This window comes from Umezawaea sp. Da 62-37 (genome assembly GCF_032460545.1).
Taxonomy (GTDB): Bacteria; Actinomycetota; Actinomycetes; order Mycobacteriales; family Pseudonocardiaceae; genus Umezawaea.
The window spans coordinates 11,672,073-11,698,513 of record NZ_CP135965.1 but is presented as its reverse complement, the minus strand read 5'-3'; the positions used below and the strand labels follow the sequence as shown (position 1 = coordinate 11,698,513).

Genomic DNA, 26,441 nt, shown 5'->3' with positions numbered 1-26,441 from the left:
CCTCCGGTGCTACCGGTCCAGGTGGGCCAGCAGCATGTTCGGGTCGTCGGCGAGGCTGTAGGCGGCGCTGAACACGTACACGGTGTCACCGCGGACCGCGACCGACGTCGGGTTGCGCAGCCCGTCGGTCCCGTCGAGGACGGTGGTGCGCGTGCCGTCCGGGCGGACCAGGACGACGGTGTTCGGGCTGTCCAGCGTCGCGAGGATCCGGTCGCCGCTCCCGGTGAACTCGAAGTCGTCGATCCCGGCCAGCCCGGTCGCCTTCGTCTCCACGCGGGCGGGGCGGTGCAACGGGATGCGCAGGATCGTGCCCAGGTCCAGGTTGGTCGCCCACAGGGCTCCGCCGTGCACCTTCAGGCCGTTCACGCCGAGGAACCCGGTGGACGCCAGCTCCGGCGCGGTGGACCACGCCTTCGGGGTGCCGCCGCGCACCGGGACGCTCCAGATCGTGCCGAGCACCGAGTCGGCGATGTAGAGGGTGCCGGTGCGCGGGTCGAGCGCCAGGCCGTTGGGCAGCCCGGTCGCGGGCAGCGCCGCGATCCGCTCTGGCGCGCACCCCGGCCGGATCCGCCACAGGCCCGTCAGGTCTGCGGTCCCGGTGGCGTACAGGACGTACAGCGTCCCATCCTCGCCCCGGACGATGCCGGTGGTGAGCGGGAACCCGAGGACCGGGGTGTGGACGCCGCCGTCTGCGGGGGCGGGCAGGGTCGCCACGATCCGCGTCGTGCCGTCGCGGGTGACCCGCGCGACCTGGCGGCTCGCGGCGAAGGTGACGTTGGCCGTGCCGTCGGGTGACAGCGCGACGTTCTCCGGGAGTCGACCGGCGGCCAGGTCGAAGTGGGCCGCGACGCGGACGCCGCTCAGCGGTGCCGACGCGGCGGGGGCGGGTGGGGTGAGCACGGCGGTCGCGATCACCGCGGCGGACAGGGTGGCTTTCACACGGTGCTTGGACATGGTTCCTTCATCGGTGTTTTCAGGCATGCGGCAGCCTTGTGCGCCGCATGTGTTCGGGGAGGACTTACGGGCGGTCGGCGGTCCGGGTGCGAACGGGTGCCGGTGCCGGTGCGATCGCGCGGGCGAGCAGGCTCAACGCCGAGCGCGCCGATTCCGACTCGGCGGTGGCCACGACGATGTGCGGTCCTTGGCCCTGCGGGCTCTGGAGCGTCTGCTGGGTCAGCAGCATCTCGCCCACGAGCGGGTGGTGCATCCGGTAGTCGACGACGTCGCACACGCGCACCCGGTGGTCGGCCCACATCGCCGCGAACTCCGGGCTGCCCATCGACAGCTCGCCGATCAGCCCGGCCAGCAGCGGGTCGTCGGGGTGCAGGCCCACGGTCACCCGCAGGTTGCCCACCACGGCCCGCGCCTTGACCGGCCACTCGGTGTACAGCTCGCGGACGTGCGCGTCGAGGAACACCAGCCGCGCCATGTTCGGTCGCAGCGCCGGGTCGTCGGGGGCCGCCGGGTCCAAGTGGCCTGCGAACACCGCGTGGCCCATGGCGTTCCACGCCAGCACGTCGGTGCGGCGGCCCAGCACGATCGCGGGCACCTCGCCCAGCGCGTCGAGCAGGGTCAGCACCGCCGGGGTGACCCGTTCCACCGGCGGCCGCTTCACGGGTCGGCGGCGCTTCGAGGCACCGGCCAGCGCGTGCAGGTGGGCGCGTTCGGCGTCGTCCAGGCGCAGCGCCCCGGCGATCGCGTCGAGCACCTCCGGTGAGGCGTTGTGCGACTGCCCCTGTTCCAGCCGCGTGTAGTACGGGGCGCTCACCCCGGCCAGCAGAGCCAGTTCCTCGCGCCGCAGCCCCGGCACGCGCCGCCGGTCGCCGTAGGTGGTCAGCCCGACGTCGTCGGGCCGCAACCCCGCCCGGCGGGCCTGGAGGAAGTCACCGAGCCGCCCTTGTCCGTCCATGGGATCGAGTATGTGCCGTCCTGGCGGCGGTAGCCCGACCCTTCCGGGGTCAGGCTTCGCAGGGTGTGGCTCGGGTGTCCGAACGCCCCGACAGTGGGTGGCGTCCCCTTCGAACACCACCCAGGAGAACCCCGATGAGCACCACCACCGCCCCGGACGTCACCGGTTACGCCTTCACCCGCCGCGCTTGGGTCGCCGCTCCGCCTTCGACGGTGTACGACTTGGTCGGCGACGTGTCGAAGATCGGGACGTGGAGTCCGAGCGCCAGCGAGGCCACCTACGACGAGGGCGACGGCCCGCGGGTGGGGGCGTGGTTCACCGGCCGCAACCACCGCGGCGACCGGGAGTGGAGCAGCCGGTCGGAGGTCGTGGCCGCCGAGCCGGGGTCGGACTTCGCCTTCGTGGTCGACGGGCTCGTGCGCTGGCACTGGACCTTCCGCCCGCACGGCACCGGGACCGAGGTGCGCCAGTCGTGGCGGCTGCTGCGCTTCGACCCCGTGCTGGGTTCCACGCACGAGGACCTGGCCGCCCTGCGCGACCACATGGCCGACAGCGTCGAGACGACGCTCGTGGCGCTGGCGGCCTGGGTGGCGGTCGACTAGCCGGTGGGTCGGCCGATCCGGTCTCTTTCGAGTGCGCCGCGCAGCAGGTCGTTCGCCGGTGTCCTGGAGAGGCGCTGGAGCGGGCGGCCGGTCCTCGACGTCAGGACTAGCCGGCGTCGGGCAGCCCCGGTTTCGGGTAGAAGTCCTTGGTCTTGTCCTGCTCCTCCGCGGCTTCGTCGGAACCGGGAAGCCGATCGCGCATCTTGTGGATGTTCGGCCACTTCTCGGAGTACTCGACGTTGATCCGGGCGAAGTCCTTCCACTTCGCGGGCAGCTCGTCCTGCTCGAAGATCGCGCCGGTCGGGCACTCCGGCTGGCACGCCCCGCAGTCGATGCACTCGTCCGGGTTGATGACCAGCATGTTCTCGCCCACGTAGAAGCAGTCCATGGGACACCACGATGCAGTCGGTGTGCCTGCACCTGATGCACGGTTCGGCCACCACATAGGTGGTTCACCCGGTCAAGCGACCACCCGGAAACGAGGTCGGGCCCCGGACGCGCTCGCGTCCGGGGCCCGGCCTCAACGGGTTCCTAGCGGTACTTCTTCAGCTCGCGCTTGGCCAGCGACATGCGGTGCACCTCGTCGGGGCCGTCGGCCAGCCGCAGGGTGCGGGCGGAGGCCCACAGGTTGGCCAGGGGGAAGTCCTGGCTGACGCCGCCCGCTCCGTGCGCCTGGATCGCCTTGTCCAGCACCCACTCGGTCATCAGCGGCACACCGATCTTGATGGCCTGGATCTCGGTGTGCGCGCCCTTGTTGCCCACGGTGTCCATCAGCCACGCCGTCTTGAGCACCAACAGCCGCGCCTGCTCGATGCGCACCCGCGACTCCGCGATCCACTCCTGCACCACGCCCTGGGCCGCGATCGGCTTGCCGAACGCCACCCGCTCGTTGGCGCGGCGGCACATCAGCTCCAGCGCCCGCTCGGCCATCCCGATCAGCCTCATGCAGTGGTGGATGCGACCGGGGCCGAGGCGGGCCTGGGCGATCGCGAAGCCCTCGCCCTCGCCCGCGACCAGGTTGTCCACGGACACGCGGACGTCGGTGAACACGATCTCGGCATGGCCGCCGTGCGGGCCGTCGGTGTAGCCGAAGACGCGCATGCCGCGCTTGATCTCGACACCGGGGGTGTCGCGCGGGACGAGGATCATCGCCTGCTGCTGGTGGCGTTCGGCCTCGGGGTTGGTCTTGCCCATCACGATGAAGATCGCGCAGTTCGGGTTCATCGCGCCGGAGGACCACCACTTGGTCCCGTTGATCACGTACTCGTCGCCGTCGCGCTCGATGCGGGTGGCGATGTTGGTCGCGTCGGAGGAGGCGACGTCGGGCTCGGTCATGCAGAAGGCCGAGCGGATCTCGCCGTCGAGCAGGGGCCGCAGCCACTGCTTCTTCTGCTCCTCGGTGCCGAACATCGTCAGCACCTCCATGTTCCCGGTGTCCGGCGCCGCGCAGTTGAGCGCCTCCGGGGCCAGGTGGGGGCTGCGGCCGGTGATCTCGGCCAGCGGCGCGTACTGGAGGTTCGTCAGTCCGGCGCCGCGCTCGGCGTCGGGCAGGAACAGGTTCCACAGCCCGGCCTTGCGGGCGGCGGCCTGGAGGTCGGCCACGACGGGCGTGCGCGCCCACTCGTCGGTGGCCTCTTCGAGCTGCTTCTCCAGCACGGCCTCGGCGGGGTAGACGAACTCGTCCATGAAGGACAGCAGCCTGCCGCGCAGCTCTTCGGTCTTGGCGTCGTACGCGAAGTCCATCAGTACTCCTTTATCGCGAGGAGGCCCTGGCGCACGAGCGGCAGGGTGAGTGCGCCGAGCTGCGAGAAGCCCGCGCCGACGGTCTTGCCGGTGGTGTAGCGGTAGTGGATGCCCTCGAGGATCACCGCGAGCTTGAAGTAGCCGAACGCGATGTACCAGCCGAACCCGGAGACGTCGGCGCCGGTGCGGTTCGCGTAGCGGGCCACCAGCTCGTCGGCGCTGGGGAAACCGGGCAGCGAGGGGACGGTGCCGGTGATGGGGTCCTTGGCGATGCCGAGGCCGTGCCAGTAGACGTGCAGCAGGCCGACGTCGGCCAGCGGGTCGCCCAGGGTGGCCATCTCCCAGTCGAGCACCGCGCTGATCCCCAGCGGATCCTGGGTGACGAGGACGTTGTCCAGGCGGTAGTCGCCGTGGATGATCGTGGCGCGCGTGGACTCCGGCACCCGCTCCGCGAGCCGGTCGCGCAGGTCGTCGATGCCCTCCAGGTCGCGGCTGCGGGAGGCGTCGAGCTGCTTGCCCCACCGCGCCACCTGCCGCTTGAGGAAGCCCTCCGGGCGGCCGAAGTCGCCGAGGCCGACCGACTCGGGGTCCACCGCGTGCAGGTCGGCCAGCACGTCCACCAGCCGTTCGGCCAACGCCGTGGCGCCCGCGGGGGTGAGCCAGGCGCACTGGTCGGGGTCGCGCAGCGCGACGCCGGCGACCTCCTCCATCAGGTAGAACGGGGCGCCCAGCACCTCGGTGTCGGTGCACAGCAGCTCGACGCGCGGCACCGGGACGGCCGTGTCGGCCAGCGCGGCGATCACCCGGTGCTCGCGGGTCATGTCGTGGGCGGTGGCCAGCACGTGGCCCAGCGGCGGGCGGCGCAGCACCCACCGGTCCTGCCCGTCGGTGACCCGGTAGGTCAGGTTGGAGCGGCCGCCGGGGATCAGCTCACCGGTCAGCGGGCCCTTGCCCAGGTGGGCGGCGAGCCGGCCGAGGTCCAGTCCGGGCAACTCGGTCATGGCTTCACTCCCAGTCCGGCCAGCGCGGCGCGCGTGCTGTCGGCGTCGGTGTGCAGGAACGCGTGCAGGCCCACGGCCTTCGCGCCTTGCACGTTGACCTGCATGTCGTCGAAGAACACGCACCGGTCCGCGGGCAGGTCGACCAGCTCCAGGGTGTGCTCGAAGATCGCCGGGTCGGGTTTGCGCAGTCCGATCCGGCCGCTGATCACGAGCGTGTCGAACAGCTCCACCAGCAGGTCCTCGGGGTAGCCCTCGCCCCAGCTGTTGGACAGCAGCACCGTGCGGACCCCGGCGGCGCGCACCTCGCGCACCAGCCGCACCATCGCCGGGTCGGGGACCGCGGAGCCGAACATGCGGCGCAGCAGTCCGGCCGCGGCGATCTCGCCGCCCTCCACCGTCGCCAGCTCGGCGGCCAGCAGGAGTTCGAACTCCTCCACTGACAGCGCGCCGGTCTCCAGCCGGGCGACCGGGTTGTCCGGAGCGGCGTCGCGCCCCATCCAGCCGCGGATGGTCGCGCCGTACCGCTCGCGGTCGATGTTCTCGGTCCGCAGCCACTCCTCGACGAACTGCGGCACGGAGACCGTGAGCACCCCGCCCCAGTCCAGCACCACCGCGTCGATCTGCCGTTCATCCTCGTTGCCCACGTCAGGCAGCATACCGACCAGTTGGTATGGCGGCAATGGGAACCCCTGCGCCCGCATTCGGAGGTATCGCGCGAACAGCGGATCGCTCCTGTGCTTGCGTGGGGATGAGAGCGTGACCGCAGGTCAAGTGGGGCGGGGGCCGTCGCGATCGGGCTGGCGGCCTGTGGGTGCACGAGTACCGCACCGCCGCCGAGGCGGCCTCCGTGGGCTCGGCGGTGATCCGGAGTTCGTCGTGGACCCGGTGGTCGCGTCGGCGGGAGGTGGGCTGCACGTGCTGGTCACCACCAACCGGAGGCGGCTGTGCCACGCGATCCGCCTGTCCGACGGCTCGTGGCGGAGGTTCCGCGACGTCGGACCGCACGACGGGCAGGTGATGGCGGCCGGGGTCTGCGCCGAGGTGCACGTGCTCCGAGCGGCGCGCCGACGGGTCGTGGACCCAGGTTCACGACCACGGGCGAGCCGGGCGGGGTTGGTCCGGGCGGGCATCACCTGACGCCGGTCGTCTCACCAGCCGTCGGGCGGGGCGATCGGGGTCGCGGTCGCCAGCGGGTTGGGGATCTCGCCCTTCGGGCGCACGGACCGGTGGTCGGCCTGCTCGGCATACCCGGTCACGAGCAGCCGGTCGCCGTTGAGCGGGTAGTGCGGGAACGACGCCCCGAGCAGGTCGGCGGCGTCGATCCGGGCGGCGTGCGCGGGGAACCGGCGGCGGTAGGCCTCGACCTCGCCGCGCGCCCGGTCCCACAGCCGCGCGTCGGGCAGCAGCAGGTCCAGCGGCTGGCCGACGCCGACGAGGAAGGCGTTGACCAGGTAGGAGCGCAGCGCGGGCCAGGTGCGGCGGGGCAGGACCGGGTCGTGCTCGTCGGGTTCCGGGCCGCGTTCGGGCACCGGTGCCAGCGAGAGGCTCACGTCGTCGATCAGGTCCTTCACCGCGATCCGCGCGGGCAGCCCGTCGGGGCCCTCGACGACCATGACGTTCTGGCCGTGCGGGTTGACCGTGATCCCGTAGTGGAACAGCAGGTGCAGCAACGGCCGCAGCAGCGCCTTGAGCAGCGCCGACACCCACGCGCCCGCGCCCACCCCGGAGCGCGACACCAGTTCGGCGACCAGCGGGTGGCCGGAGGAGTCCACGTGCAGCACCGCGGCCAGCGGCCACACCCTCTCCCCCGCAGCCAGCCGGGGTTCGACCGGCTCGCGCCACACGCACGCCAGCGTCTCGCGCAGCCGGTAGGGGGAGCCGTCGATCGCGGCCATCCTGGGGTGCTCCACCGCGACCGAGGCGATCTCCCCCAGCAGCTCGGTCCCCCACCCGGTCAGCCGCTCGTCGGCCGCCCACACGCCCTTGAGCCACTGGGTGACCACCGGGGCGGCCAGCGCGATCTCCGGCAGCACCCCGCGCCACACCGTGGTGTTCAGGATGCGCAGCGGCAGCTTCACCTGGCAGCGGTCGGCGCGGTCGACGTTGGACAGGGTGCGGATCGACTGGGTCGGCAGGTACTCGTCCGGCGCCTCGCCCAGCACCACGATCCGGTCGGCGGCCACCTCGGGCGCCCACATCGCGCGCACCACGTTGTCCAGCTGCCACGGGTGCACGGGCATCCACACGAAGGCGTCGGGGTCCAGGTCGCGGCCGCGCAGCACGGCGGTGAACCCGGCGACCGCCTCCGCCCCGAGCTCGGCATCGCGCAGCCCGTGCTCCGAGAGCGACGGGATCGCCCGGAACTCCCCCAGCCCCCGGTGCACCGCCAGCCAAGGCAGGCGCAGCGGCCGCCGCGACTCCGGGGCGTAGGCGGCGACGTCGGCGGCGGAGAACCCGATCCGCCCCTTGTTCGCCACCAGCCGCGGATGCCCGGTCAGGTGGCCCTCCAGCTCCCCGTGGTCGAGCTTCGCCAGCTCCGCGACCGGCCGCGCCGACGCCGCGAGGGCGACGTCGGCGGCCAGCGTCGCGGTGATCTCCACCAGGTAGTTCGCCAGCGTCGTGGGCGGCACCCCCAGCACCGGGCCCACCTCGACCAGGAACAGCTGCACGTCGTCGGCGGGCCGGTCGGCCCCGTACCCGTGGGGGCCGACCGGCACCCGGCGCAACGTCCCCGGATCCGGCGTCCACCCGCCGAACGCGCCGCGAGCGGCGGTGAAGGTGTACCGGGCGGCGGGCAGGTCGAGCCGGTAGCCGTCCCCGTCGGACTCGGGAGCCAGCAGCGACTCGAACGCCAGCTCGCCGATCAGCTTGGCCAGCAGGGCGGTGGACGCGGTGCTCCACCGCATCGGCACACGGCTCATGGAACACCTCTCCGGTTACGAGACCAAGATCAGTGTTCACCGCGGGCGCCGATTTCCGCTACGGCCTCACGGGGTGGTGCTGGGCACTGCCGCGAGCAGCCTGCGCGTGTAGTCGTGCCGCGGGTCCAGCAGCACCTGCTCCACGCTCCCCTGCTCCACCAGCACCCCCTCGTGCATCACCGCCACCCGGTCCGCGATGCTCCACGCCAACCCCAGGTCGTGGGTGATGATCAGGGCCGCGAGCCCCAACTCCCGGCGCAGCCGCAGCAGCAGGGCCAGGATCTCGCCGCGTACCGACGCGTCGAGCGAGGCCACCGGTTCGTCGGCCACCAGCAGCCGCGGCCCCAGCGCCAGCGCGCCCGCGATCACCACCCGTTGGCGCTGGCCGCCCGACAGCTCGTGCGGCAGCACCGGGAAGAACGACTCAGGCGGCCGCAGCTCGGCCTTGGCCAGCGCGTCGGCTACCAGTTCGGCCTCGTCGCCGGGCACCTTGTGGATGCGCAGCCCCTCGGCGACCGACTCGTACACCGAGTGCCGCGGGTTCAGCGCGCTGGTCGGGTCCTGGAGCACCAACTGCACCTGCCGCCGGTACTCCCGCAACCCCTTTGCCGACCTGGGCAGTTCCTGCCCCTCGAACAGCACCCGCCCGGCGGTGGGCGTGCGCAGGCCCAGCAGGGTGCGGGCCGTCGTGGTCTTGCCGGACCCGGACTCGCCGACCAGCGCCACGATCTCGCCGGACCCGATCTCCAGGTCGACGCCCTTGACGGCGTGCACCACGCCACCACGGCCGTGGTAGTCCACCGTCAGCCCCTCGGCGCGCAGCAGCGGCGTGGACTCGCGCACCTCGTCCGGCTCGACCTGCCGGAACGCGGGGTCGCCGACGACGGGGAACGCCGCCGCCAGCGCCCGGGTGTGCGGGTGGGTCGGCGAGGTGATCACCTGCCGAGCCGGGCCCTCCTCGACGATGCCGCCGTGCCGCATCACCACGAGCCGGTCGCACGTGCTGGCCAGCACCGACAGGTCGTGGCTGATCATCACCAGGCCGATGCCCTGCTCGGCGACCAGCCTGCTGAGCACGCCGAGGACCTGGGCCTGCACGATCACGTCCAGCGCCGTGGTCGGCTCGTCGGCGATCACCAGCCGCGGGTCGCACGCCAGCGCCATCGCGATCATGATCCGCTGCTTCTGCCCGCCGGACAGCTCGTGCGGGTACGAGCGCGCCTTCGCCGCGGGCAACTCCACCTGGTCGAGCAGGTCGGCCACGCGGGCCTTGCCGCCGTGCAGCCGGATCGGTTCGGCGATCTGGTCGCCGACGCGCTGCACGGGGTTGAGCGCGTGCATGGCGCCCTGGAACACCACCGACGCCTGGGCCCACCGCACCGCCCGCAGACGGCCCCACGACATGGTCATGACGTCCTCGCCGTCGAGCAGGATCTCCCCCTCAACGCGAGCGGACTTCGGCAGCAGCCGCAGCACCGACATCGCCACGGTCGACTTGCCGCACCCCGACTCCCCCGCCAGCCCGAGCGTCTGACCGGCCTCCAGGACGAGGTCGACGTCCTTGACGGCGGCGACCTCACCGCGGTCGGTGCGGTAGTGCACACCCAGACCGCGCAGTTCCAGCAGCGGGCTCACCGGTCTCCCCTCAACCTCGGGTTCAGCACCGTCTCCAGCGCCCGCCCCACCAGCGTGAACGCCAGCACGATCACCACCACGCCCAGACCGGGCGGCAGCAGGAACCACCACGCCCGCTGCGACACCGCGCCGTGCAGGTTCGCCGCGCGCAGCATCGACCCCCACGACACCATCGACGGGTCGCCCAGTCCCAGGAACGACAGGGTCGCCTCCGCCACGATCGCGTTGGCGACCGTCAGCGTCGTGTTCACGAACACCAGCGGCAGCACCGCGGGCAGCACGTGGCGGCCGATCACGTGCACGTGCCCGCCGCCGAGGACCTTGGCGCGCTCGATGAACGGCCGCGCCTCCACGCTCAGCGTCTGCGCCCGCACCAGCCGCGCGGTCGACGCCCACGACGTCACGCCGATGGCCAGCACGATCGTGCCGACGCCCCTGGGCAGGACCGTGGACAGCGCGATGGCGAGCACCAGCGAGGGCAGGACCAGGAAGAAGTTCGTCACCCACATCAGCCCGGCCGACAGCCACCCGCCGAAGTGCGCGGCCGTCACGCCGACCAGGGTGCCGATCGCCACCGACAGCACGGTCGCGGTCAGCCCGATCAGCAGCGAGATCCGGCTGCCCCACCACGTGAGCAGCAGGACCGACCGGCCGGTGTGGTCGGTGCCGAACCAGAACTCCGCGCTGGGCGTCTGCCACCGCTGCCCGGTCGCCCTGGTGACGTCCAGGCCGGTCGCGTCGGTGACCAGCGGTGCGAGCAGTGCCAGCACCACGACCACACCGAGCACCACCAGGCCCGCCAGGCCGCCGCGGTTGCGGGTGAACTGCCGCCACGTCGAGGCGACCGCCGTCCGGCGGCGCTGCCACACGATGCTCGTCACGACGCACGCACCCTCGGGTCGAGGACCTGGTAGAGCAGGTCGGCCAGCACGTTCATCACGATCACCGAGCCCGCGAGCACCACGAACGTGCCCTGCAACAGGGGCAGGTCCGGTCCGGCGAGCGCCTCGTAGGTCAACAGGCCGAGGCCGGGCCAGGAGAACACCGTCTCCACGGTGATCGCGCCGGTCACGACCAGGCCGATGTGCAGGAACACCAGCGTCACCGTGGGCAGCAGCGCGTTGGGCACCGCGTGCTTGCGCCGCACCTGGTCGTCGCGCAGACCCTTGGCCCGCGCGGTCGTCAGGTAGTCGGCGTTCATCTCCTCCAGCAGCGAGGACCGCATCACCAGCTGGTACTGCGCGTAGACCACCGCGATCAGGGTCAGGCACGGCAGCACCATGTGGTGCGCGACGTCGAGCGCCTGCGGCCAGAACCCCGGCGGGGTGCTGGAGAACCGCATCCCGCCGCTGGGGAACAGGTCGCCGGTCACCATCGACAGCAGCATGCCCAGCCAGAACGCGGGCATCGCCCACCCGACCAGCGCCACACCCGTGGACGCCCGGTCGAACGCGCTGTCGCGCCGCCACGCCCCGCGGATGCCCAGCCACAGCCCCAGCGTCACCGCGATCAGCGTCGAGGTGCCGACCAGCAGCAGCGTCGGCCCGACCCGTTCACCGATCAGCTCGGCCACCGTGCGCCGGTAGAACAGCGAGGTGCCCATGTCGCCGTGCAGCAGGCCGCCGACGTACTTGCCGAACTGCTCCAGGATCGGCCGGTCGTAGCCGTGCAGCGCCCGCAGCTCGGCGATCTGCGCCTCGTCGACCTGCCGACCCCGCGTCATCGTGACCGTCGGGTCGCCGGGGATCAGCCGGAACAGGAAGAACCCCAGCACCACCACGGCCGCGAGGCTGGCCAGGGCGCCGCCGACCTTCCCCGCGACGTGGCGCAGCAGACCGCTGCCGCCACGTCGCGGGGACGACTCGACCAGGGGTGCGACGGTCACTCACGCTCTCCGGCGGTCGCGCCGCGCCGCTTGGCCAGCAGCAGCACGCCGCCGCCCACCAACAGGACCACGACCACGATGCCGACTACCAGCCACGTGCTCGGCCCCGAGGAGGCCGTACCGGCCGCGGCCACGGGGACCGCGCCGTAGTACCCCCACACACCGTTCTGCGCCATGATCACGCCACCGGGGTCGGGCTGGATCGAGAAGCTCTGGAACGTGTCGCCGCGGAAGGCCTCCAGCGCGTTGTCGTGGCCCAGGATGATCGCCGGGACCTCGTCGTAGAAGCGCTGCTGCATCTGCTTGACCAGCTCCGACCGCTTGGCCGGGTCCAGCTCGGCGCCCTGCTTCGCGTACAGCTCGTCGTAGGTCTTGTCGCAGAAGAACGTGTCGGTCGTGCCGGGCGTGGTCGCCGACTCCGGCCGCGAGCCGCAGGTGTGCAGCGACAGGATGAAGTCCGGGTCGGGGTTGGTGCCCCAGCCGGAGAAGATCAGGTCGAACTTGCCCGCGACGCCCTGCTCGTCGAGCAGCGTGTCCGCCACCAGCTGCACGTCCACCGCGATGCCGATGTCGGCCAGCGAGCTCTTGATGTACTCGCCCGCCTGCTCGTCGTAGGCGCGGCTGGTGTGCCCGGTCAACCGGAGCTTCAGCGGCTTGCCGTCGGCGCCCACCCGGATCCCGTCCGAACCCTTCGGGTATCCGGCCTGATCCAGTTCGGTGTTCGCCGCGGCCGGGTCGAACGCGCGCGGCTTCGCCGGGGTGAGGTGGAAGTCAGGGAACACCGGCGGGATGGGTCCGGTGCCGGGCTCGGCGTACCCGCCGTTGACCCGCTCGATGATCGCGTCCTGGTCGATCGCCTTCGCGATCGCCTGGCGCACCTTCACGTCCTTGAGCGCCGGGTGCCCGTCGCCGATCGGCTCACCGGTCTTCGTGGCGGCGCCGGAGTTGAGCACCAGCTCGTTGAAGCGCCTGCCCTGTGCCTTGTTCAGCGTGACGCCGGACTTGTCCTTGAGCGAGTCGAACTGCGCCGGCCCCAATCGGTTGACCAGGTCCAGCTCGCCCTTGTCCAGCGCCTGCACCGCCGCGTCCACGGTCTTGTAGTAGACGAAGTGCAGCTCGTCGTACTTCGGGGCGCCCCGCCAGTACTCCTTGTTCGCCTTGAACTTGATGAACTCGTTGGCCCGGTACTCCGACAGGACGAACGGGCCGCTGCTCACGCTCGGCGTCACGTCGTTCTTGTAGTCGGCGATCTTGCCGACGCCCTTCCACACGTGCTCGGGCACGATCGGGATGTCCAGCGCCAGCATGCTCGCCTGCGGCGCCTTTGTCTTGATCACGACCGTCCGGTCGTCGGGCACGGTCACCGACTCGAAGTTCGCCACGAAGCTGCCGTTGGCGGTGGCGGCGTCCTTGTCGGTCATCATCAGGTTGTAGGTGAACCCGACGTCCTTGGCCGTGATCGGCTGGCCGTCGGACCACTTCTTGCCGTCCGGGACGGTGAACGTCCACGTCAGGTCGTCCGCCGACTTCTCCCACGACTTCGCCACCCCCTCCACGGGACGCTGGTCCTTCGCGTCGTAGGCGGTCAGGTAGTCGTACATCAGCCGTCCGACCTCGGTGCTCGCCTGGTACGCGGCGAGGAACGGGTTGAGCGAGTCGACCTGCTGGATGATGGCCACCCTCAGGGTGACGGGCTGCTGCGCGTGGGCCGCCGGGGCCAGTGGCAACGCCACCAGACCCACCGCCCCCACGACCGAACCCAGACGTCGCATGATCCCCACTGGTACTACCTCTCCCCAGAGCTGTCGAACGAAAGTAACCGTTTACCCCAATATTCCGACAAAGACCACCCACCCAATAGCCTGACGGGCATGCGGATCATGATCTCGGCGGACATGGAAGGCGCCACGGGCGTCACCTGCCCCGCCGACGTCGAGCCCGGTACCGAGCAGTGGCAGCGCTTCCGCCGCCTGTTCACCGGCGACGTCAACGCCACCATCGCCGGGCTCGCGACGGACGTGCTGGTCAACGAAGCCCACTCCTCCCAGCGCAACCTCCTGCTGGAGGACTTGGACACGCGTGCCCGCATGCTCACCGGCCGTCACAAACCGCTGTCGATGATGCAGGGTATCGACAGCGGTGTTCATGGTGTGGTGTTCCTCGGTTACCACACCGGAGCGGGTGAGGACGGGGTGCTGGCCCACACCTACCTGGAGAACTCGATCACCCAGGTGCGCCTGGACGGGGTCCCCGCCAGCGAGGGCAGGCTCAACGCCGCCGTGGCGGCGGAGCACGGGGTCCCGGTGCTGCTGGTGACCGGCGACGACAAGACGTGCGAGGACGCCGCCGACTACGCCCCGCGGGCGGAACTGGTGGCGGTGAAGGAGTGCGTCAGCCGCTACGCCGCCATCTGCGACCCGCCCGAGATCACCGCCGAGCGCATCACCGCCGCGGCGAAACGGGCCGTCCGCCGGGCCGGGCGGGCCGAGGCGGTGACCGGCGAGCACTGGATCGAGGTGGACTTCGACGCCACCCACCTGGCCCACGCCGCGGCGGTCATCCCTACGGTTGAGCTCATCGGTGTCCGCACGGTCGGGTTCGACGCGGCCACCATGACCGACGCGATGAAGGCGTTCAAGATCGTCACCAACATCGCGGCGTACGCGATGGAGGATGTGTATGGCTGAGGACGTCGTCGACCTGTGCGCGTCGCTGATCAGGATCGACACCACCAACCGGGGTGGCGGCGACGCCGTGGGCGAACGCGAGGCCGCCGAGTTCGTGGCCGGGCACCTCTCGGCGCTCGGCGTCGAGCCGACCCTGCTGGAGCCCGCGCCGCGCCGCACGAACGTGGTGGCCCGCGTCCCCGGCTCCGACCCGGCGCTGCCCGCGCTGCTGGTGCAGGCGCACCTGGACGTGGTGCCCGCCGACCCCACCGAGTGGACCGTCCACCCGTTCTCCGGCGAGCTGCGCGACGGCTACCTGTGGGGGCGCGGCGCGGTCGACATGAAGGACATGGTCGCGATGGTGCTCTCGGTGCTGACGACCTGGTCGCGCGAGGGCAGGGGGCCGCGGCGCGACGTCGTGCTGGCGTTCGTCGCCGACGAGGAGGACCAGGGCGAGTTCGGCGCGCAGTGGCTCGTCGACCACCACCAGACCCTGTTCGCCGACTGCGCCGCCGCCATCAGCGAGTCCGGCGGCTACTCCTACCGGGTCGGCGACAAGCGCGTCTACCCCGTCGGCACGGCCGAGCGCGGCACCTCCCACCTCAAGCTCACCGCCCGCGGCCGCGCGGGCCACGGGTCGCGCCGCAACGACGACAACGCCGTCGTCACCCTCGCCAACGCCCTGTCCCGCCTGGCCGCCTACCGGCACCCGGTGCGGCTGACGCCTGCGGTGCGGGCGTTCATCGAGCGCACCGGCGCGGCACTGGGCGTGGAGGTCGACCTCGACGACGTCGACGGCACCCTGGCCAGGTTCGGGCCCGCGGGCGCGCTGGCGGAGTCGACGGTCCGCAACAGCACCACCCCGACCATGCTGTCGGCCGGGTACAAGGTCAACGTCATCCCCGGCACGGCGACGGCGCAGGTCGACGTGCGGACGCTGCCGGGAACGGTGGACGAGCTGATGACCACCATCGACTCCCTCATCGGCCCGAACGTCACCCGCGAGTACCTGGAGCACACGCCGCCGGTGCAGGCCCCGATCGATTCGCCGTGGTTCGAGGCGATGGCCGACGCGCTGCGGTCGGAGGATCCGGAGGCGATCGTGGTGCCGTACTGCATGGGGGGCGGGACGGACGCGAAGGCGTTCAGCACGTTGGGGATCGATTGCTACGGGTTCGCGCCGTTGTTGTTGCCGGAGGGGTTCGATTACCGGGCGATGGCGCATGGGGTGGATGAGCGGGTGCCGGTGGAAGGGCTGCGGTTCGGGGCGCGGGTTTTGGATCATTTGCTGTCGGGGTGAATTTTGGTGGGTGAGGGTGGCTTGTCACTCGAAACAGGTCATCGGTGCCCGTTGTTCTCCGGGTTCGGCCGATTTTACTTGGGGCCCCTCTTTTCGGCCCTCGGCGGTCTGAAAGGGCAGGTGGTGGAGCTCCTGCCCGCCACCGAAAGTGCAGGGCCGAAAACCCCAAGTCAAATCGGCCGAACAAGGTGCGGGCGCGTTCGGTTTGTTGGTGTTCTTGGGTGGTGGGTTGGGGTTGATTTGTCGTTGTCAGGTGTTGAGCAGGGTGGGTTCGAATACCTCGTCCACCTGCCACCGCCGTTGGGTGAGGCCCTGGTCGTAGTGGTAGCGCAGAGCTGTGTCGAGTGTTTTGCGGTTGGCTGAGATGCCGTAGGGCCACCAGTCGTCCGGGAACTGTTCGTGGTTGTGCTCTACCAGCGCGTTTGTCCAGGGCACCATGCTTTGGACCTGGTAGAGGCGTCGGTGTGCGCGGTAGCGGTTCGCGGCCACGTTCTTCGCGGTGGTGAAGGCGTCGTAGACCCGGCGGGCCAGGTCTGGGTGGGTTGCCAGGAGGTCGCGGCGGGCGACGACAGTGTGCATGATCGGGAAGATGCCGGTGCGGCGGTGGTAGTCGCGTTCCAGTGGTTCGAAGTCGGGGAACAGTCGCGCCGCGTTCGGGGAGCCGTCGAGGACGCATTGCGGGACGTTGGCCGAGAACAGGGCGTCGATCTCGCCGGAGTCGAGCATGTCGTTCAGGGTCCTGCCCGCGGGTGCGGTGGTGATGTCGACGTTCGCCGGGTGGGGGTGGGGGATGAAGTCGAACGGCGGGGACGGGTGTTCGAGGCCGCCGATGATCCACCTGCTGCGTTCGGGCCTGAAGTCGTGCTCGTCCATGAGGATGCCCTTGGCCCACACGCCCGAGTCCTGGCCGTAGGTGCCGAATTCGCCGATGGTCCGGCCCGCGAGGTCGGCCGGTTCCGCGATGCCGCTGCCGGTGTTGACGTAGACGCACGAGTGGCGGAACACGCGGTTCGGGAACACGGGCAGCGCGATCAGCGGTGTGCCTGCCTCCAGCAGTCGCAGGTAGAACGTCAGGCCCAGTTCGGCGATGTCGAGGCCGGATCCGCGGATCACGCGCTCGAAGATGTCCGGGAGCGTGGCGGCGGTCTCCACGGTGGTGTCGACGCCTTGCACCGACGTGGTCCCGTCGAAGAGGGCCTGCGTGGTGTCGTAGCGGAAGCATCCGATGGTGAGTGCGAGGTCGTCCATGATTCGATCCTCGGCCCGCCGCAGTCCTCGCGTCCAAGTCCTCTGGCGTGAACCCGATACCCGGCCGGTATCGTGAATCGGTGGAACTCCGCCTGCTCGAGTACTTCGTGGCGGTCGCGCGGGAGCGGCACGTGGGGCGGGCCGCGGCGCGGTTGCACATGACGCAGCCACCGTTGAGCAGGGCGATCCGGCAACTCGAGGACGAGCTCGGCGCCACCCTGTTCGACCGCACGCCCAAGGGCGTCGCCCTCACGCCCGCCGGAACGCTGCTGTACGAGGAAGCGCGCGCGGTGCTCAAGCAGGTGGACCGGCTGCACGCCCGGATGTCCTCCGCGTTGGACGCGGCGCGTCTGACGGTCGGGACGCTGGCGGACACCGCGGAACAGGTCGGCGGTCGGGTGGTCGAGTCGTTCCGCCGACGCCACCCGCACGTCGACGTCACGATCCACGAGGCGGACCTCGGCGATCCGACCGCCGGACTGCGGAGCGGCGCGGTCGACGTCGCGTTCACGCGCCTGCCGTTCGACGACACCGGTCTGGGCACGCACGTGCTGCGCTCGGACCCGGTCGGGGTGGTGACGCGCGCCGACGACCCGCTCGCGCGGCGGGAGTCGGTGCGCCTGGCCGACCTGGTCGACCGGCGCTGGGTGCGGCTGCCGGAGGACGTGGACCCGGTGTGGAGCGCCTACTGGACGGGTGGCCCGCCCGCCGAGGGGCTGCCGGTCAGCAGGACGATCCAGGAGTGCCTCCAGTCGGCCCTGTGGAACGGGACCTCCGCGCTGGCGCCCCTCAACCAGGCGCTTCCCGCGGGGCTCGTCGTGGTGGCGGTGACCGACCGGCCGCCGAGTCGGCTGGTCGTCGCCTGGAGGAAGAGCGGTTCGAACGCGATGGTCCGCTCGTTCGTCCGCATCGCCGCTGCCGCCCACCGCTCCTGAGCCGTGCGCCGACGGGGCCGCCCCACCGTCTCATCAGGACACTTCCCGCCACATCCGCTTTCCGGTAAACGGAACCACCAGCTGCGACGCGGCGCACCCGTATGCCGTAATGGCGCGTCGGCGGACCATTCGATCGATCGTGTGCCGTGATCAGGTGGTCGTCGGATCCGAGCCGCGTTCGGCCAGGCACCGGCTGTCATGCGTTGGAGGTAGGTAGGCCCGAAAGGGTGACTTGAGCGGTCCGAATCCTGCCCGATTGATCTCACTATCCGCACATGGCGATCGGACAGGACCCGACGAAACACCTGCAACACCGTCCACAATCCACTACAGTGATCACGATGAGTCACGTTCCGGAAGGTCTCGAGCTGCTCCACCGAGCCGCCGGCGACGGCCTGATCGATCTGGTCGTGACCGAACGGGCACACCCGGCGCCGTCGTGGACCGGTCCTCCCGACTACGCCGAACTGCTCACGGTCCACGGCTCCCTGAGCTGCCATCGCGACTACGCCGGACGCACCCCGCGCTTCGCCGTGCTGGACGAGAAGGGCTTCGTCGCCCTCAACCGCGAACTGGTCCACCAGGAGCGGTTCGGGCTCTCGACCGCGCACCTCATCGGGTTCGCCGAGGCGGGTGACGACGCGGCGTGGTGCTTCGACGTGACCGTCCCCGAGTACCCGGTGTACTACGTGCACCGGGAGGAGCCGCGGGCGCGGCGCACCGACACCGGCGAGTGGGAGAACCCGGCGGACGCCGTCGTGGACTTCCCGTCGTTCGACGCGTGGTTCGCGGCGATGTGCGAGGCCTTCGCCTCCGACCACCCGCCGCGCTGGTTCCCCTACCTCGGCGAACCCGGCCTCTCCTTCCCCTGACCTGCCCGCGTTGCGAACCGGAACTGATTCCGCTTAAGCTCGAAACGGAATCAATTCCGGTTAGACCCGTGGGAGCAGGATCATCATGCGCGTCACCACCCCGTTCACCCAGCACTCGACCGCGGCCGACGTCGTCGACGGCATCGACCTCACCGGCCGCCGCATCGTCGTGACCGGGGCCGCCGCGGGCATCGGCGTCGAAACCGCCCGTGCCCTGGCGGGCGCGGGGGCCGAGGTGACGCTTGCCGTCCGCGACGTCGACGCGGGAGCCCGAGTCGCCGCCGACATCACCGCGACCACCGGGAGCACCGCCGTCGAGGTCGTCCCGCTCGACCTCGTGGACCTGGACTCCGTCGCGGCCTTCGCCTCCGCCTGGACCGGGCCGCTGCACGTCCTCATCGCCAACGCGGGCATCATGGCGCCACCGGAGACCCGCACGTCACGGGGCTGGGAGTTGCAGTTCGCCACCAACCACCTCGGCCACTTCGCCCTGGCCCTGGGTCTGCACGACGCCCTCGCCGCCGCCGACGACGCCCGGATCGTGGCGGTCAGCTCGACCGGGCACCTGCGCTCGCCGGTCGTGTTCGAGGACATCCACTTCCACGACCGCCCCTACGACCCGCTGATCGCCTACGGCCAGTCCAAGACCGCGAATGTCAATTTCACACTGACTGTGAATAGCTTGGCAGATAGTTTCCGCTGGTCAGACTGTTGCACTTCTAGATAGCGGGGCTGAGCAGCGTTGATCTCAGCCCCGCCACTGCACATCAGCGGCGTCACAACGAAGCTCCGGCGCGGTAGCTTCGGTGCGTCAGTTCGTGACGGCAGACCTAGTTGATTGCTCGTTCGAAACGGTTCAGACTCCCGCTCAGCCGGTGATCCACGAGGTCGCCGATGTATTCGAGTGCAGCAGTGCCCAACGTGATGCTGGCCAGATCAACCTTGATGTCTGCCACCAAGTTGCGACAGAGCGCGAGCGCACGGGAGGGCACGTCGCTGCCCCACAGTTCCTCACGTATAGCTATCGCGTCCTCTGACGACATGGGTGTTGGGGCGGCCAACAGCGCTGCAACCTTCTCCGTGTGACTTCCGGTCGCCAGAAGGACCAGCGGGACGGTGCGGCGAAGATTGGCGATCTCACCGAGGGTGTCCTTGTCGTGGTCCATCACGCCGGGGAAAGTTCCCGTGATGTCGTCCACGACCTGTGACGCGGTCCCGATCTTCAGTAGCAACCGCGCTGCTGGGCGGATTCGGTGCTCGTCGTGTCCAGCGAGTGTGGCACCGGCGACGAAGGGGAACGCGTAGCAGTAGTGCGCAGCCTTGCGTTCCCCGATCAACAGCAAGTCGTCAACGGTCGTCTGTGACAAGGGCTTCGTCTCGGCAAGAAGTTCAGCCAGTTGGCCACGCTGGTTGACGTACAGGGTGTCCGAGATCAACCGCACCAACGCGTTACCGGTCTCACCGGTGACCCGTGACGCAGCCCGGTAGAGCACGCCGACCAGGAAGTCCCCGTAGTAGAGCGCCAAGTCCTTGCCGTGCTGAGTGAGCTTTCCAGCCGCGCCGGACAGGACGACCGGCAGCGGTGATGCTCCGAACTTGTCCAAGTCCTCGTCCACGATGTCATCGTGGACAGCGAGCACGTCGCGCAAGAGTTGAGGTACCACGAGCGCTTCGCCGATGCGGTCGACGTCGGTGAAGTCGACCGCATCGGTGAAAGCGTGGAAACCGAAGTACGTCAAGACAGGTCGCGGCAAGTGCCGGTCACGCTGGGCGTACTCGGCGTAGGCACCGTGAAGTGATGCCAGTTCAGGGCTGTCCGCGAGTTCCCGCGTGAGCAACACCGAGTAGAGAGTGGCCAGTTGGGGGCTGAGCTTCTCGAATGCTTCGGCTAACACAGGGGACAGCCCTTTCTTTACTACTTAGGTGCGCCCAGCGGGCGCTCTGATTCCGTCGTTCCATCAGTCAGAACGGTGCGGAGGTGCACGAATCCGGTAAAGCCCTGCCCCTCAAGGCGGCCGAGTTGGGCGGGAAGCTTGCCGCTGCGCCGGACTACCGTCGTCTCCCTACCATGTGCGCGCACCTCGCGAGCACGCTGCAACGCGTAGGAAACAGGGACGTCTGGCTCGAACAGCACCGCCAGGGCAGAGCGGGAAGGGACGTCAGGAATGAGGTCCACGATGCGCTCGAACCCCAACGAGAATCCGCAAGCCGGTATGTCCTTGCCCAATGAGCTGCCGACAAGCTTGTCGTACCGGCCGCCACCGGCGACAGATGAAGACGACTTCGGGTGCGAAATCTCGAAAATCTGCCCCGTGTAGTAGCCCATACCGCGTACCAGAGTTGGATCGAACTCCCAGCGGATCGTGCGCTTCGTACCGATGTCAGCCAGGCATCCAACCGTCGTGGCCATATCGGAAACGACTTCGTCCGGCAGGCTGGGCACGGCATCGGCAAGCCGATCCGCGACCTTGTCTGCTTCCAGCCCAACCAGCCCTTGGATGATCGATTGTGCGTTGTCGACAGCCATAGCCGACAGACCCCGCTTCTCAATCAGTTCGGCACGGACGCCGTCCCAACCGATCTTGTCGAGCTTGTCCAGGCCGATGAAGAACCCAGGCCACTCTAGTTCGGCAAGGCCCACGTGCGCAGCCAGGGCCGAGAGGAATCGGCGATCGGACAACCTGACGGTGGTGTCGGTGATCCCCACCGCGTCGAGCGCCTCAGTGGTCGCCTCGATCAGCTCGACCTCGGCGAGTACAGATGCGTCACCGATCAGGTCGATGTCGCATTGATAGAACTGCCTGTACCGGCCTTTCTGCGGACGCTCTGCCCGCCACACGGGGGCAAACTGGAACGCGCGGAACGTCGACGGAAGCGTCGCGTGGTTGTTGGCGTAGAACCGCACCAGCGGCACTGTCAGGTCAAACCGCAACCCCAGGTCGATCAAGTCGCCGATGGGGATGCCCGCCTCCACATGATCGCCCAGACCCCGCTTGAGGACCTGGAAGATCAGCTTTTCGTTCTCTCCACCTTGGCCCCCTTGCAGTCGCCGGATGTCTTCCAACGCAGGCGTTTCGATGCGCTGGAAGCCATACCGGCGATAGACCTCGCTGATCGTCGCCAAGACATGATCGCGCGCGGCGACGCTGTCGGGAAGCAGATCACGAGTACCACGTGGCGGACTATTGTCGATCTTCACCTATCGGCCCTTTACGGCTCACAGCTCACGGTTTGCGGGATTTTCCGGGCTGCGGCGTACTGCTCGACCACGTCGGGCTTGCCGAGGTAGATGTCCACCGGGCGGCCCGTGGTCCGGTCGCCTGCCGCAACCCGGACCGCTGAAAGGTACCCCTCCGGCGTGAGCCCAGGAGTCATCAGGATCTCTGCGGGGGCCACGTTTAGCCTGATCGAGGTGTACAGCTCCTCGGCCTTGTGCAGCAGGTCGAGGTGATCCAGCAACTCGACCAGGCGCTCCACACCGAAGGCGAAGCCGGTCGCGGGAATGCTGTCGAAGGGGCCGCCCGGAACGAAGTGCTTGACGAGCTTGTCGTAACGGCCACCACCGCCGACCTCCACGAACACCGTGTCCGCGGCGATCACGTCGATCTCGAACGCGATGCCGGTGTAGTACTCGTGCGACCGCACGACACTGAGGTCGATTTCCACCCAGATGCCAAGGTCGCGCAGCACTTCGGAGAGCGGAAGAAGCCGGTCCAGGTGTTCCTGAATGACGCTGTCCTGGAGGACCTTGACTGCGTTGATCGAGTCGCTGGTGCCAGCCAGCTTCAACCAGACGGCGCGCAACGTCGGTTCCACGCCTCCGGTGTCCAGCACGTGGGTCAACTGGTCCACCAGCCCCGGCGCCCTCTCGGGCAGCTTGCCAGCCTTGCATTCGGCCAAGGCGTCCAGCGCTTCCTTGACCTGGATCGCAGCATCCGCGTCGAGCTGGCTCAGCTTGATCAACCGGTTGAACACCCCGACGTCGCCGACCCGGACGCGCGTCGAGTTCTTCGGAACGCCGAGCTCCTCCAGGCACCTGGCGATCAGGTAGATGGCCTCAATGTCGGAGTTCCCCGGCTCCGCGCCCAGGACCTCCAGTCCGAACTGGGTGAACTGGCGGCGCTTGAGGCCAGTCAGGTCCGAGACGACCTCGTTGCGGAAGCACGGCATGTCGTAGAACAGCTTGACGGGGAACGTCATGTCGGGGTTCTCGGCGAGTTGGCGGCCCAGCCAGCGCGTGACCGAGATGGTGCCCTCGGGCACCAACAGTGCCTCGGTGTCGGTCGGTTCGCTGTTGTACGAAGCCGAGTAATCCGGTACCAACATGTAGAAGCAGCCCCGGACGTCCCACTCGGGCCAGGGCGAGCGCCCCACGATGTCCTCGGAGAACGACGTGGCCCTTTCGACTAGCGGAACCTCGACCTGCTCGTATCCGTGGAGCCGCACGACCTTGGCCAGGGATGCGGTCACGAACTGCCGCTTTCGTAAGTCGAGTCCGAACAGGTCAGCCATACCGGCGAGGGGGGTGTTCAAATCGGAGGACGTCACTTGATCTCCAAAGGGATGTGGCGTAGATCCACGGGGATATTCGGTTTAGTGCAGAGAGGGCTACCAGCGATACGAACGCGTAGTTGGCGTCAGCCTCGCTCGCGTCGTTGACGCAATCCACGCAGAGTGTCGTCCAAAAGGGTCTCCAGTTCAGGTATGGAGCGCCGCTCAAGGAGCATGTCCCAATGCGTTCTAGGAGGCTTCTGCCTCGGCTTGGCCGATTTATCGCCCACGCGTCCACCGGTGACGCCGTGCTGCCTGCACTCCCAGTTCCCAGGCAGTTCGGCACCTTCGGCGAACGGAACTACAAATGCGTGCCCCTGGGGACATGTGAATTCAGCACTTTGCTGTGGAGCGGGGGCGACGTCTTCATCACCGATAGAACTTGCCGAGTAAGGGAACGAGGCTGCAAGTCGCGAACCACTAAATACCCTATCACGCACTCAGTTCACCTCGCCACGATAAGTCGGCCGCATCAGTTCTCGATGCATGTCGTGGACCGTTTGCCCCCAGACGGCGAGGCTCTGGATCAGCCCGCTTAGGTCCACCAATCGGAAGGAGCGAACCAGCCAGCTCCGCCAACGTACCGGTGCGGACGTGGAGCGCTTCGAAGGGGTCGAAAAGGGCTTCGGGATCGAGCTTATTCGGCAAGTAGGTCAAGACGGCGTAGTTTTCATCCCACACCTGGATGACGTGCACGTGCCTCATGGTGAACCTGTGCAGGTGTAACCCTGCGTATTGCCCCGTGGAAGTCAGCATCGGCGACAGGCGAAAGCCTGCGTCCTTTTGTAGGCGGATAATCAAGCTCCAGGCGCTCATTTTACCGAGCCTTGCCTGCTTGTGCGCGCAATGTTGGAACACCGAGTCTTTTTGTGATCCTCGGCGAACAACACCTGGGAGATATTCCCATTTGTTGTGACACTTACGGTTCGCATAGGTTCCCTAAGTTTTGATCGAACATTGTCGGCGCAAAATCGACAATGCCGACCATCGCTACTTTAGAGTTCGACTACCCGACTTTGGTCGAAATTTTCATTTCCGGTCGACTGACAGGGGCGGGAAGCGCGTCCGACTGTGGTGGTGTGACGCGCTTCCCGCCCCACGGACCCAGCGCGTGTGGGAGGCCGCGCTGGGGGCGGCGTTCGGGGGGTAGGTCGTGATCCTGGCCGGGGCGCACACCGCGTCGGGGTGCCAGTGTGCGACCCGGCCAGGCGACCCGGCCCCTGTCGGGGGCAAGGGCCGGGTGGTCGAGGGTCAAGCAGCGGGAACGTGGCGGTCGACCGAGTGACGATCGCCGACGTCGTCCGGAACCGTCCAAGCCAAGCGCGCGGCCAGGAACGCCCGACACGGCACATTGGGGCGTCGCCAGTGATGCAGTCGCCAAAAACGCCGGTCACGGCAAGTCGGACATTGACCGTTCTTATCCGGTCTGTGTTGATCGAGTAGCGCTTTCATCGCGGCGAGCAAGAGTGGCACTTCCGACCGAGCCACGGTCGCCACCAGCTCGTCCTCGCCGCTCTCGATCACATGACCGAGAGCAGCGAGATCCGCACGCAGCGACTCGTCCAGTTCGCGGAACATCAAGCACGAACCGTGACGAAAGCGTTGTCCGGAACTAGGTGACCCGAGTGTTGGGCGAGGCTGACGAGCAGCTCCCGGAGCGCCTTGCCATCGAGCACGGCGGACTCTCCTGGGGGCACCGTGAAGATCGCGCCTGTCGGGGTCATCAGGACCCGCATCGAACGACGTCGCCCCAACGCGTCGATACACGGCACCCACCTCGAATCTTGTGCCCTGCTGACGCTAGGGACTATCGAAACTGTCACGGCCAACTGCTCCCCTCACGACGCCCGTCCACGGCCCGCTATCATGATGATGACCTGGATCTACCGTGGAAGTTACACGGATAGTTCTACGGGGCGCCTCGTCAGATCGAGTGATTCCAAGTCATTTGATGATCACTGCTTGTGGCGGGACACTGACAGCGATCACGATCAGAGGAGGCGGCATGGCCGGGGTGACCCCGACGATGGGCAGGCGCAAGCTCGGCGGTGTGCTCACCGCGTTGCGCGAGGGCGCAAAGCTGACCGGTGACCAAGCCGCGAAGCTGGCCAACTTCTCCACCGGCAAGCTGTCGCGCCTGGAAACTGGCCACAACGTCGTCTACCCGAAGGATGTCCGCGCGCTTCTCGATGCCTACGCCACTCCTGCCACGGTGCGGGATCAGGTGTTGCGGCTCGCCGAGTTGGCCGAACAACCCGGATGGTGGCAGGAGTTCGGCGATGTGCTGCCGATGGACTTTGACCTCTACCTCAGCGTTGAAGAAGCGGCGGCTTCGCTCCTCGTGTTCGAGACATCAGTCGTCCTTGGCCTCTTGCAGACCGAGGACTACGCGAGGACATGGCTGCGAGCCGAAGATCCTGGCATCCCAAATGCAGACCTGGAGCGCTTCGTCAAGCTGCGGATGACTCGTCAGCGGCTACTGGGGCGCGAGTCTGGAGGCCTCACCCTCTGGGCGATCTTCGACGAAGCCGTTCTTCGCAGGAAGGTTGGTGGCCCTGAGATCATGCGCGCCCAACTTGGCCACCTGCTGACGATGAGCGAGCAGTCCAACATCACCATTCAGGTACTGCCCTTCGAGGTTGGCGCTCACGTCGCCGCCAGCGGCTCGTTCACCTTGGTCGAGTTCGAGCAACCAACCGATCCCGAGATCGGCTACGTCGACTGCGCGGCGGGTAACGTCTACGCGGAGAAGCCTGCCCAGGTGCGGAGGCTCAAAACGAACTTCCACCACCTGACCAGCCTCGCGCTTCCGCCTCAGAAGTCGCTTTCGTTCATCCGCAAGGCCCAGAAGGAGTTGACGTGAACCACGTTGACCGCGCGTCCGACCTGTCCGCCCGCTGGCGCACGAGCAGCCGTAGCCAACAAGGTGCACAGTGCGTCGAGGTCGCTACTGCGCCCGAGTGGACCGCTATTCGCGACTCGAAGAACCCCAACGGCCCCGCGCTGAGGTTCTTGCCCCACCAGTTCGCGAACATGCTCAACGCGGCCAAGACAGATCGGCTCGGCTGAACTTGGCGTGAACGGTGAAGGGGCGGCCTCGTGTGGGTCGCCCCTTCACCGTTGTCAACTACCGTGCGACTCGCCGGCTGGTTGTCGACGTCGAAACTCCTGCT

General features: G+C 68.7%; 25 protein-coding genes and 1 pseudogene. 9 read left to right on the top strand and 17 right to left on the bottom strand.

The genetic code is table 11. The features are described 5' to 3' along the window. Positions 1-9: 9 nt before the first annotated feature. Together RM788_RS52345 and RM788_RS52340 are read right to left on the bottom strand one after the other, a co-directional pair. Positions 10-954 carry a hypothetical protein gene (locus RM788_RS52345; RefSeq protein ID WP_315929301.1) on the bottom strand — a complete coding sequence of 315 codons (945 nt, stop codon included), beginning with the start codon at positions 952-954 and terminating at the stop codon, positions 10-12. A gap of 64 nt (positions 955-1,018) precedes the next feature. Next, positions 1,019-1,909, bottom strand: a complete 891-nt coding sequence (locus tag RM788_RS52340; RefSeq protein ID WP_315929300.1) for a helix-turn-helix domain-containing protein — start codon at positions 1,907-1,909, stop codon at positions 1,019-1,021. A gap of 134 nt (positions 1,910-2,043) precedes the next feature. Between RM788_RS52340 and RM788_RS52335 the strand changes: the two genes are divergently transcribed. After that, a complete protein-coding gene (locus RM788_RS52335; protein ID WP_315929299.1) occupies positions 2,044-2,511 on the top strand; it encodes an SRPBCC family protein in 468 nt (155 codons plus the stop codon). A 106-nt stretch (positions 2,512-2,617) separates the two neighbouring features. Here RM788_RS52335 and RM788_RS52330 read toward each other — a convergent pair. The 4 genes and pseudogenes from RM788_RS52330 to RM788_RS52315 form a co-directional block, all read right to left on the bottom strand. Continuing rightward, positions 2,618-2,954 (bottom strand): annotated as a pseudogene (locus RM788_RS52330) (ferredoxin family protein). Positions 2,955-3,042: 88 nt separating this feature from the next. Continuing rightward, positions 3,043-4,254: an acyl-CoA dehydrogenase family protein gene (locus tag RM788_RS52325; protein WP_315929297.1), complete on the bottom strand. Its 1,212-nt coding sequence runs from the start codon at positions 4,252-4,254 to the stop codon at positions 3,043-3,045. After that, on the bottom strand, positions 4,254-5,255 hold the full coding sequence (locus RM788_RS52320) for a phosphotransferase family protein (RefSeq protein WP_315929296.1): 1,002 nt from the start codon (positions 5,253-5,255) through the stop codon (positions 4,254-4,256). Before RM788_RS52320 ends, RM788_RS52325 begins: the two co-directional genes overlap by 1 nt. After that, the gene (locus RM788_RS52315) at positions 5,252-5,899 is read right to left on the bottom strand and encodes an HAD family hydrolase (RefSeq protein ID WP_315929295.1); all 648 of its coding nucleotides are present in this window, start codon (positions 5,897-5,899) and stop codon (positions 5,252-5,254) included. The genes RM788_RS52320 and RM788_RS52315 overlap by 4 nt, the downstream gene beginning before the upstream one ends. Before the next feature lie 232 nt (positions 5,900-6,131). Between RM788_RS52315 and RM788_RS52310 the strand changes: the two genes are divergently transcribed. Continuing rightward, entirely contained in the window at positions 6,132-6,392 is a 261-nt protein-coding gene (locus RM788_RS52310; protein ID WP_315929294.1) for a hypothetical protein, read from the top strand. Positions 6,393-6,403: 11 nt separating this feature from the next. Here the strand turns inward: RM788_RS52310 and RM788_RS52305 are convergent, their stop codons facing one another. The 5 genes from RM788_RS52305 to RM788_RS52285 form a co-directional block, all read right to left on the bottom strand. After that, a complete protein-coding gene (locus tag RM788_RS52305; RefSeq protein WP_315929293.1) occupies positions 6,404-8,176 on the bottom strand; it encodes an IucA/IucC family protein in 1,773 nt (590 codons plus the stop codon). Between the two features lie 66 nt (positions 8,177-8,242). Beyond that, complete coding sequence (nikE, locus tag RM788_RS52300) at positions 8,243-9,811, bottom strand: nickel ABC transporter ATP-binding protein NikE (RefSeq protein WP_315929292.1); 1,569 nt, start codon at positions 9,809-9,811, stop codon at positions 8,243-8,245. Then, positions 9,808-10,692 carry an ABC transporter permease gene (locus RM788_RS52295; RefSeq protein ID WP_315929291.1) on the bottom strand — a complete coding sequence of 295 codons (885 nt, stop codon included), beginning with the start codon at positions 10,690-10,692 and terminating at the stop codon, positions 9,808-9,810. Before RM788_RS52295 ends, nikE begins: the two co-directional genes overlap by 4 nt. Next, positions 10,689-11,696 (bottom strand): ABC transporter permease, encoded by a 1,008-nt coding sequence (locus RM788_RS52290; protein WP_315929290.1) that lies wholly within the window; start codon positions 11,694-11,696, stop codon positions 10,689-10,691. The genes RM788_RS52295 and RM788_RS52290 overlap by 4 nt, the downstream gene beginning before the upstream one ends. After that, positions 11,693-13,468, bottom strand: a complete 1,776-nt coding sequence (locus RM788_RS52285) for an ABC transporter substrate-binding protein (protein ID WP_315929289.1) — start codon at positions 13,466-13,468, stop codon at positions 11,693-11,695. Before RM788_RS52285 ends, RM788_RS52290 begins: the two co-directional genes overlap by 4 nt. Before the next feature lie 99 nt (positions 13,469-13,567). On the opposite strand from RM788_RS52285, the gene RM788_RS52280 reads away from it, so the two are divergent. Next, the gene (locus RM788_RS52280) at positions 13,568-14,383 is read left to right on the top strand and encodes a M55 family metallopeptidase (protein ID WP_315929288.1); all 816 of its coding nucleotides are present in this window, start codon (positions 13,568-13,570) and stop codon (positions 14,381-14,383) included. Then, on the top strand, positions 14,376-15,662 hold the full coding sequence (locus RM788_RS52275; RefSeq protein ID WP_315929287.1) for a M20/M25/M40 family metallo-hydrolase: 1,287 nt from the start codon (positions 14,376-14,378) through the stop codon (positions 15,660-15,662). Before RM788_RS52280 ends, RM788_RS52275 begins: the two co-directional genes overlap by 8 nt. A 249-nt stretch (positions 15,663-15,911) precedes the next feature. Here RM788_RS52275 and RM788_RS52270 read toward each other — a convergent pair whose 3' ends face one another. Further along, entirely contained in the window at positions 15,912-16,910 is a 999-nt protein-coding gene (locus RM788_RS52270) for a substrate-binding domain-containing protein (RefSeq protein ID WP_315929286.1), read from the bottom strand. A gap of 80 nt (positions 16,911-16,990) precedes the next feature. Here RM788_RS52270 and RM788_RS52265 point away from each other — a divergent pair, with 80 nt between their 5' ends. The 3 genes from RM788_RS52265 to RM788_RS52255 all read left to right on the top strand — a co-directional run bounded on the left by RM788_RS52265 (position 16,991) and on the right by RM788_RS52255 (position 19,444). Beyond that, the gene (locus RM788_RS52265; protein WP_315929285.1) at positions 16,991-17,845 is read left to right on the top strand and encodes a LysR family transcriptional regulator; all 855 of its coding nucleotides are present in this window, start codon (positions 16,991-16,993) and stop codon (positions 17,843-17,845) included. Between the two features lie 341 nt (positions 17,846-18,186). After that, positions 18,187-18,717, top strand: a complete 531-nt coding sequence (locus RM788_RS52260; protein WP_315929284.1) for a hypothetical protein — start codon at positions 18,187-18,189, stop codon at positions 18,715-18,717. 85 nt (positions 18,718-18,802) lie between these two features. Next, complete coding sequence (locus RM788_RS52255) at positions 18,803-19,444, top strand: SDR family NAD(P)-dependent oxidoreductase (protein ID WP_315929283.1); 642 nt, start codon at positions 18,803-18,805, stop codon at positions 19,442-19,444. Between the two features lie 103 nt (positions 19,445-19,547). On the opposite strand, the gene RM788_RS52250 is transcribed toward RM788_RS52255, so the two are convergent. The 5 genes from RM788_RS52250 to RM788_RS52235 all read right to left on the bottom strand — a co-directional run bounded on the left by RM788_RS52250 (position 19,548) and on the right by RM788_RS52235 (position 24,849). Next, positions 19,548-20,612 (bottom strand): polyprenyl synthetase family protein, encoded by a 1,065-nt coding sequence (locus RM788_RS52250; RefSeq protein ID WP_315929282.1) that lies wholly within the window; start codon positions 20,610-20,612, stop codon positions 19,548-19,550. 20 nt (positions 20,613-20,632) lie between these two features. Continuing rightward, a complete protein-coding gene (hisS, locus tag RM788_RS52245) occupies positions 20,633-21,916 on the bottom strand; it encodes a histidine--tRNA ligase (RefSeq protein ID WP_315929281.1) in 1,284 nt (427 codons plus the stop codon). Positions 21,917-21,927: 11 nt separating this feature from the next. Continuing rightward, positions 21,928-23,229 carry an ATP phosphoribosyltransferase regulatory subunit gene (locus tag RM788_RS52240; protein ID WP_315929280.1) on the bottom strand — a complete coding sequence of 434 codons (1,302 nt, stop codon included), beginning with the start codon at positions 23,227-23,229 and terminating at the stop codon, positions 21,928-21,930. A gap of 125 nt (positions 23,230-23,354) precedes the next feature. Next, positions 23,355-23,708, bottom strand: coding sequence for an RNA polymerase-binding protein RbpA (locus RM788_RS53300; protein ID WP_399342797.1), 354 nt, complete (start codon positions 23,706-23,708; stop codon positions 23,355-23,357). Positions 23,709-24,519: 811 nt separating this feature from the next. Continuing rightward, the gene (locus RM788_RS52235) at positions 24,520-24,849 is read right to left on the bottom strand and encodes a hypothetical protein (protein ID WP_399342794.1); all 330 of its coding nucleotides are present in this window, start codon (positions 24,847-24,849) and stop codon (positions 24,520-24,522) included. Between the two features lie 424 nt (positions 24,850-25,273). Here RM788_RS52235 and RM788_RS52230 point away from each other — a divergent pair, with 424 nt between their 5' ends. Both RM788_RS52230 and RM788_RS52225 read left to right on the top strand, forming a co-directional pair. After that, positions 25,274-26,131, top strand: a complete 858-nt coding sequence (locus RM788_RS52230) for a helix-turn-helix domain-containing protein (protein WP_315929279.1) — start codon at positions 25,274-25,276, stop codon at positions 26,129-26,131. Beyond that, positions 26,128-26,337 (top strand): DUF397 domain-containing protein, encoded by a 210-nt coding sequence (locus RM788_RS52225; RefSeq protein WP_315929278.1) that lies wholly within the window; start codon positions 26,128-26,130, stop codon positions 26,335-26,337. The genes RM788_RS52230 and RM788_RS52225 overlap by 4 nt, the downstream gene beginning before the upstream one ends. Positions 26,338-26,441 lie beyond the last annotated feature (104 nt).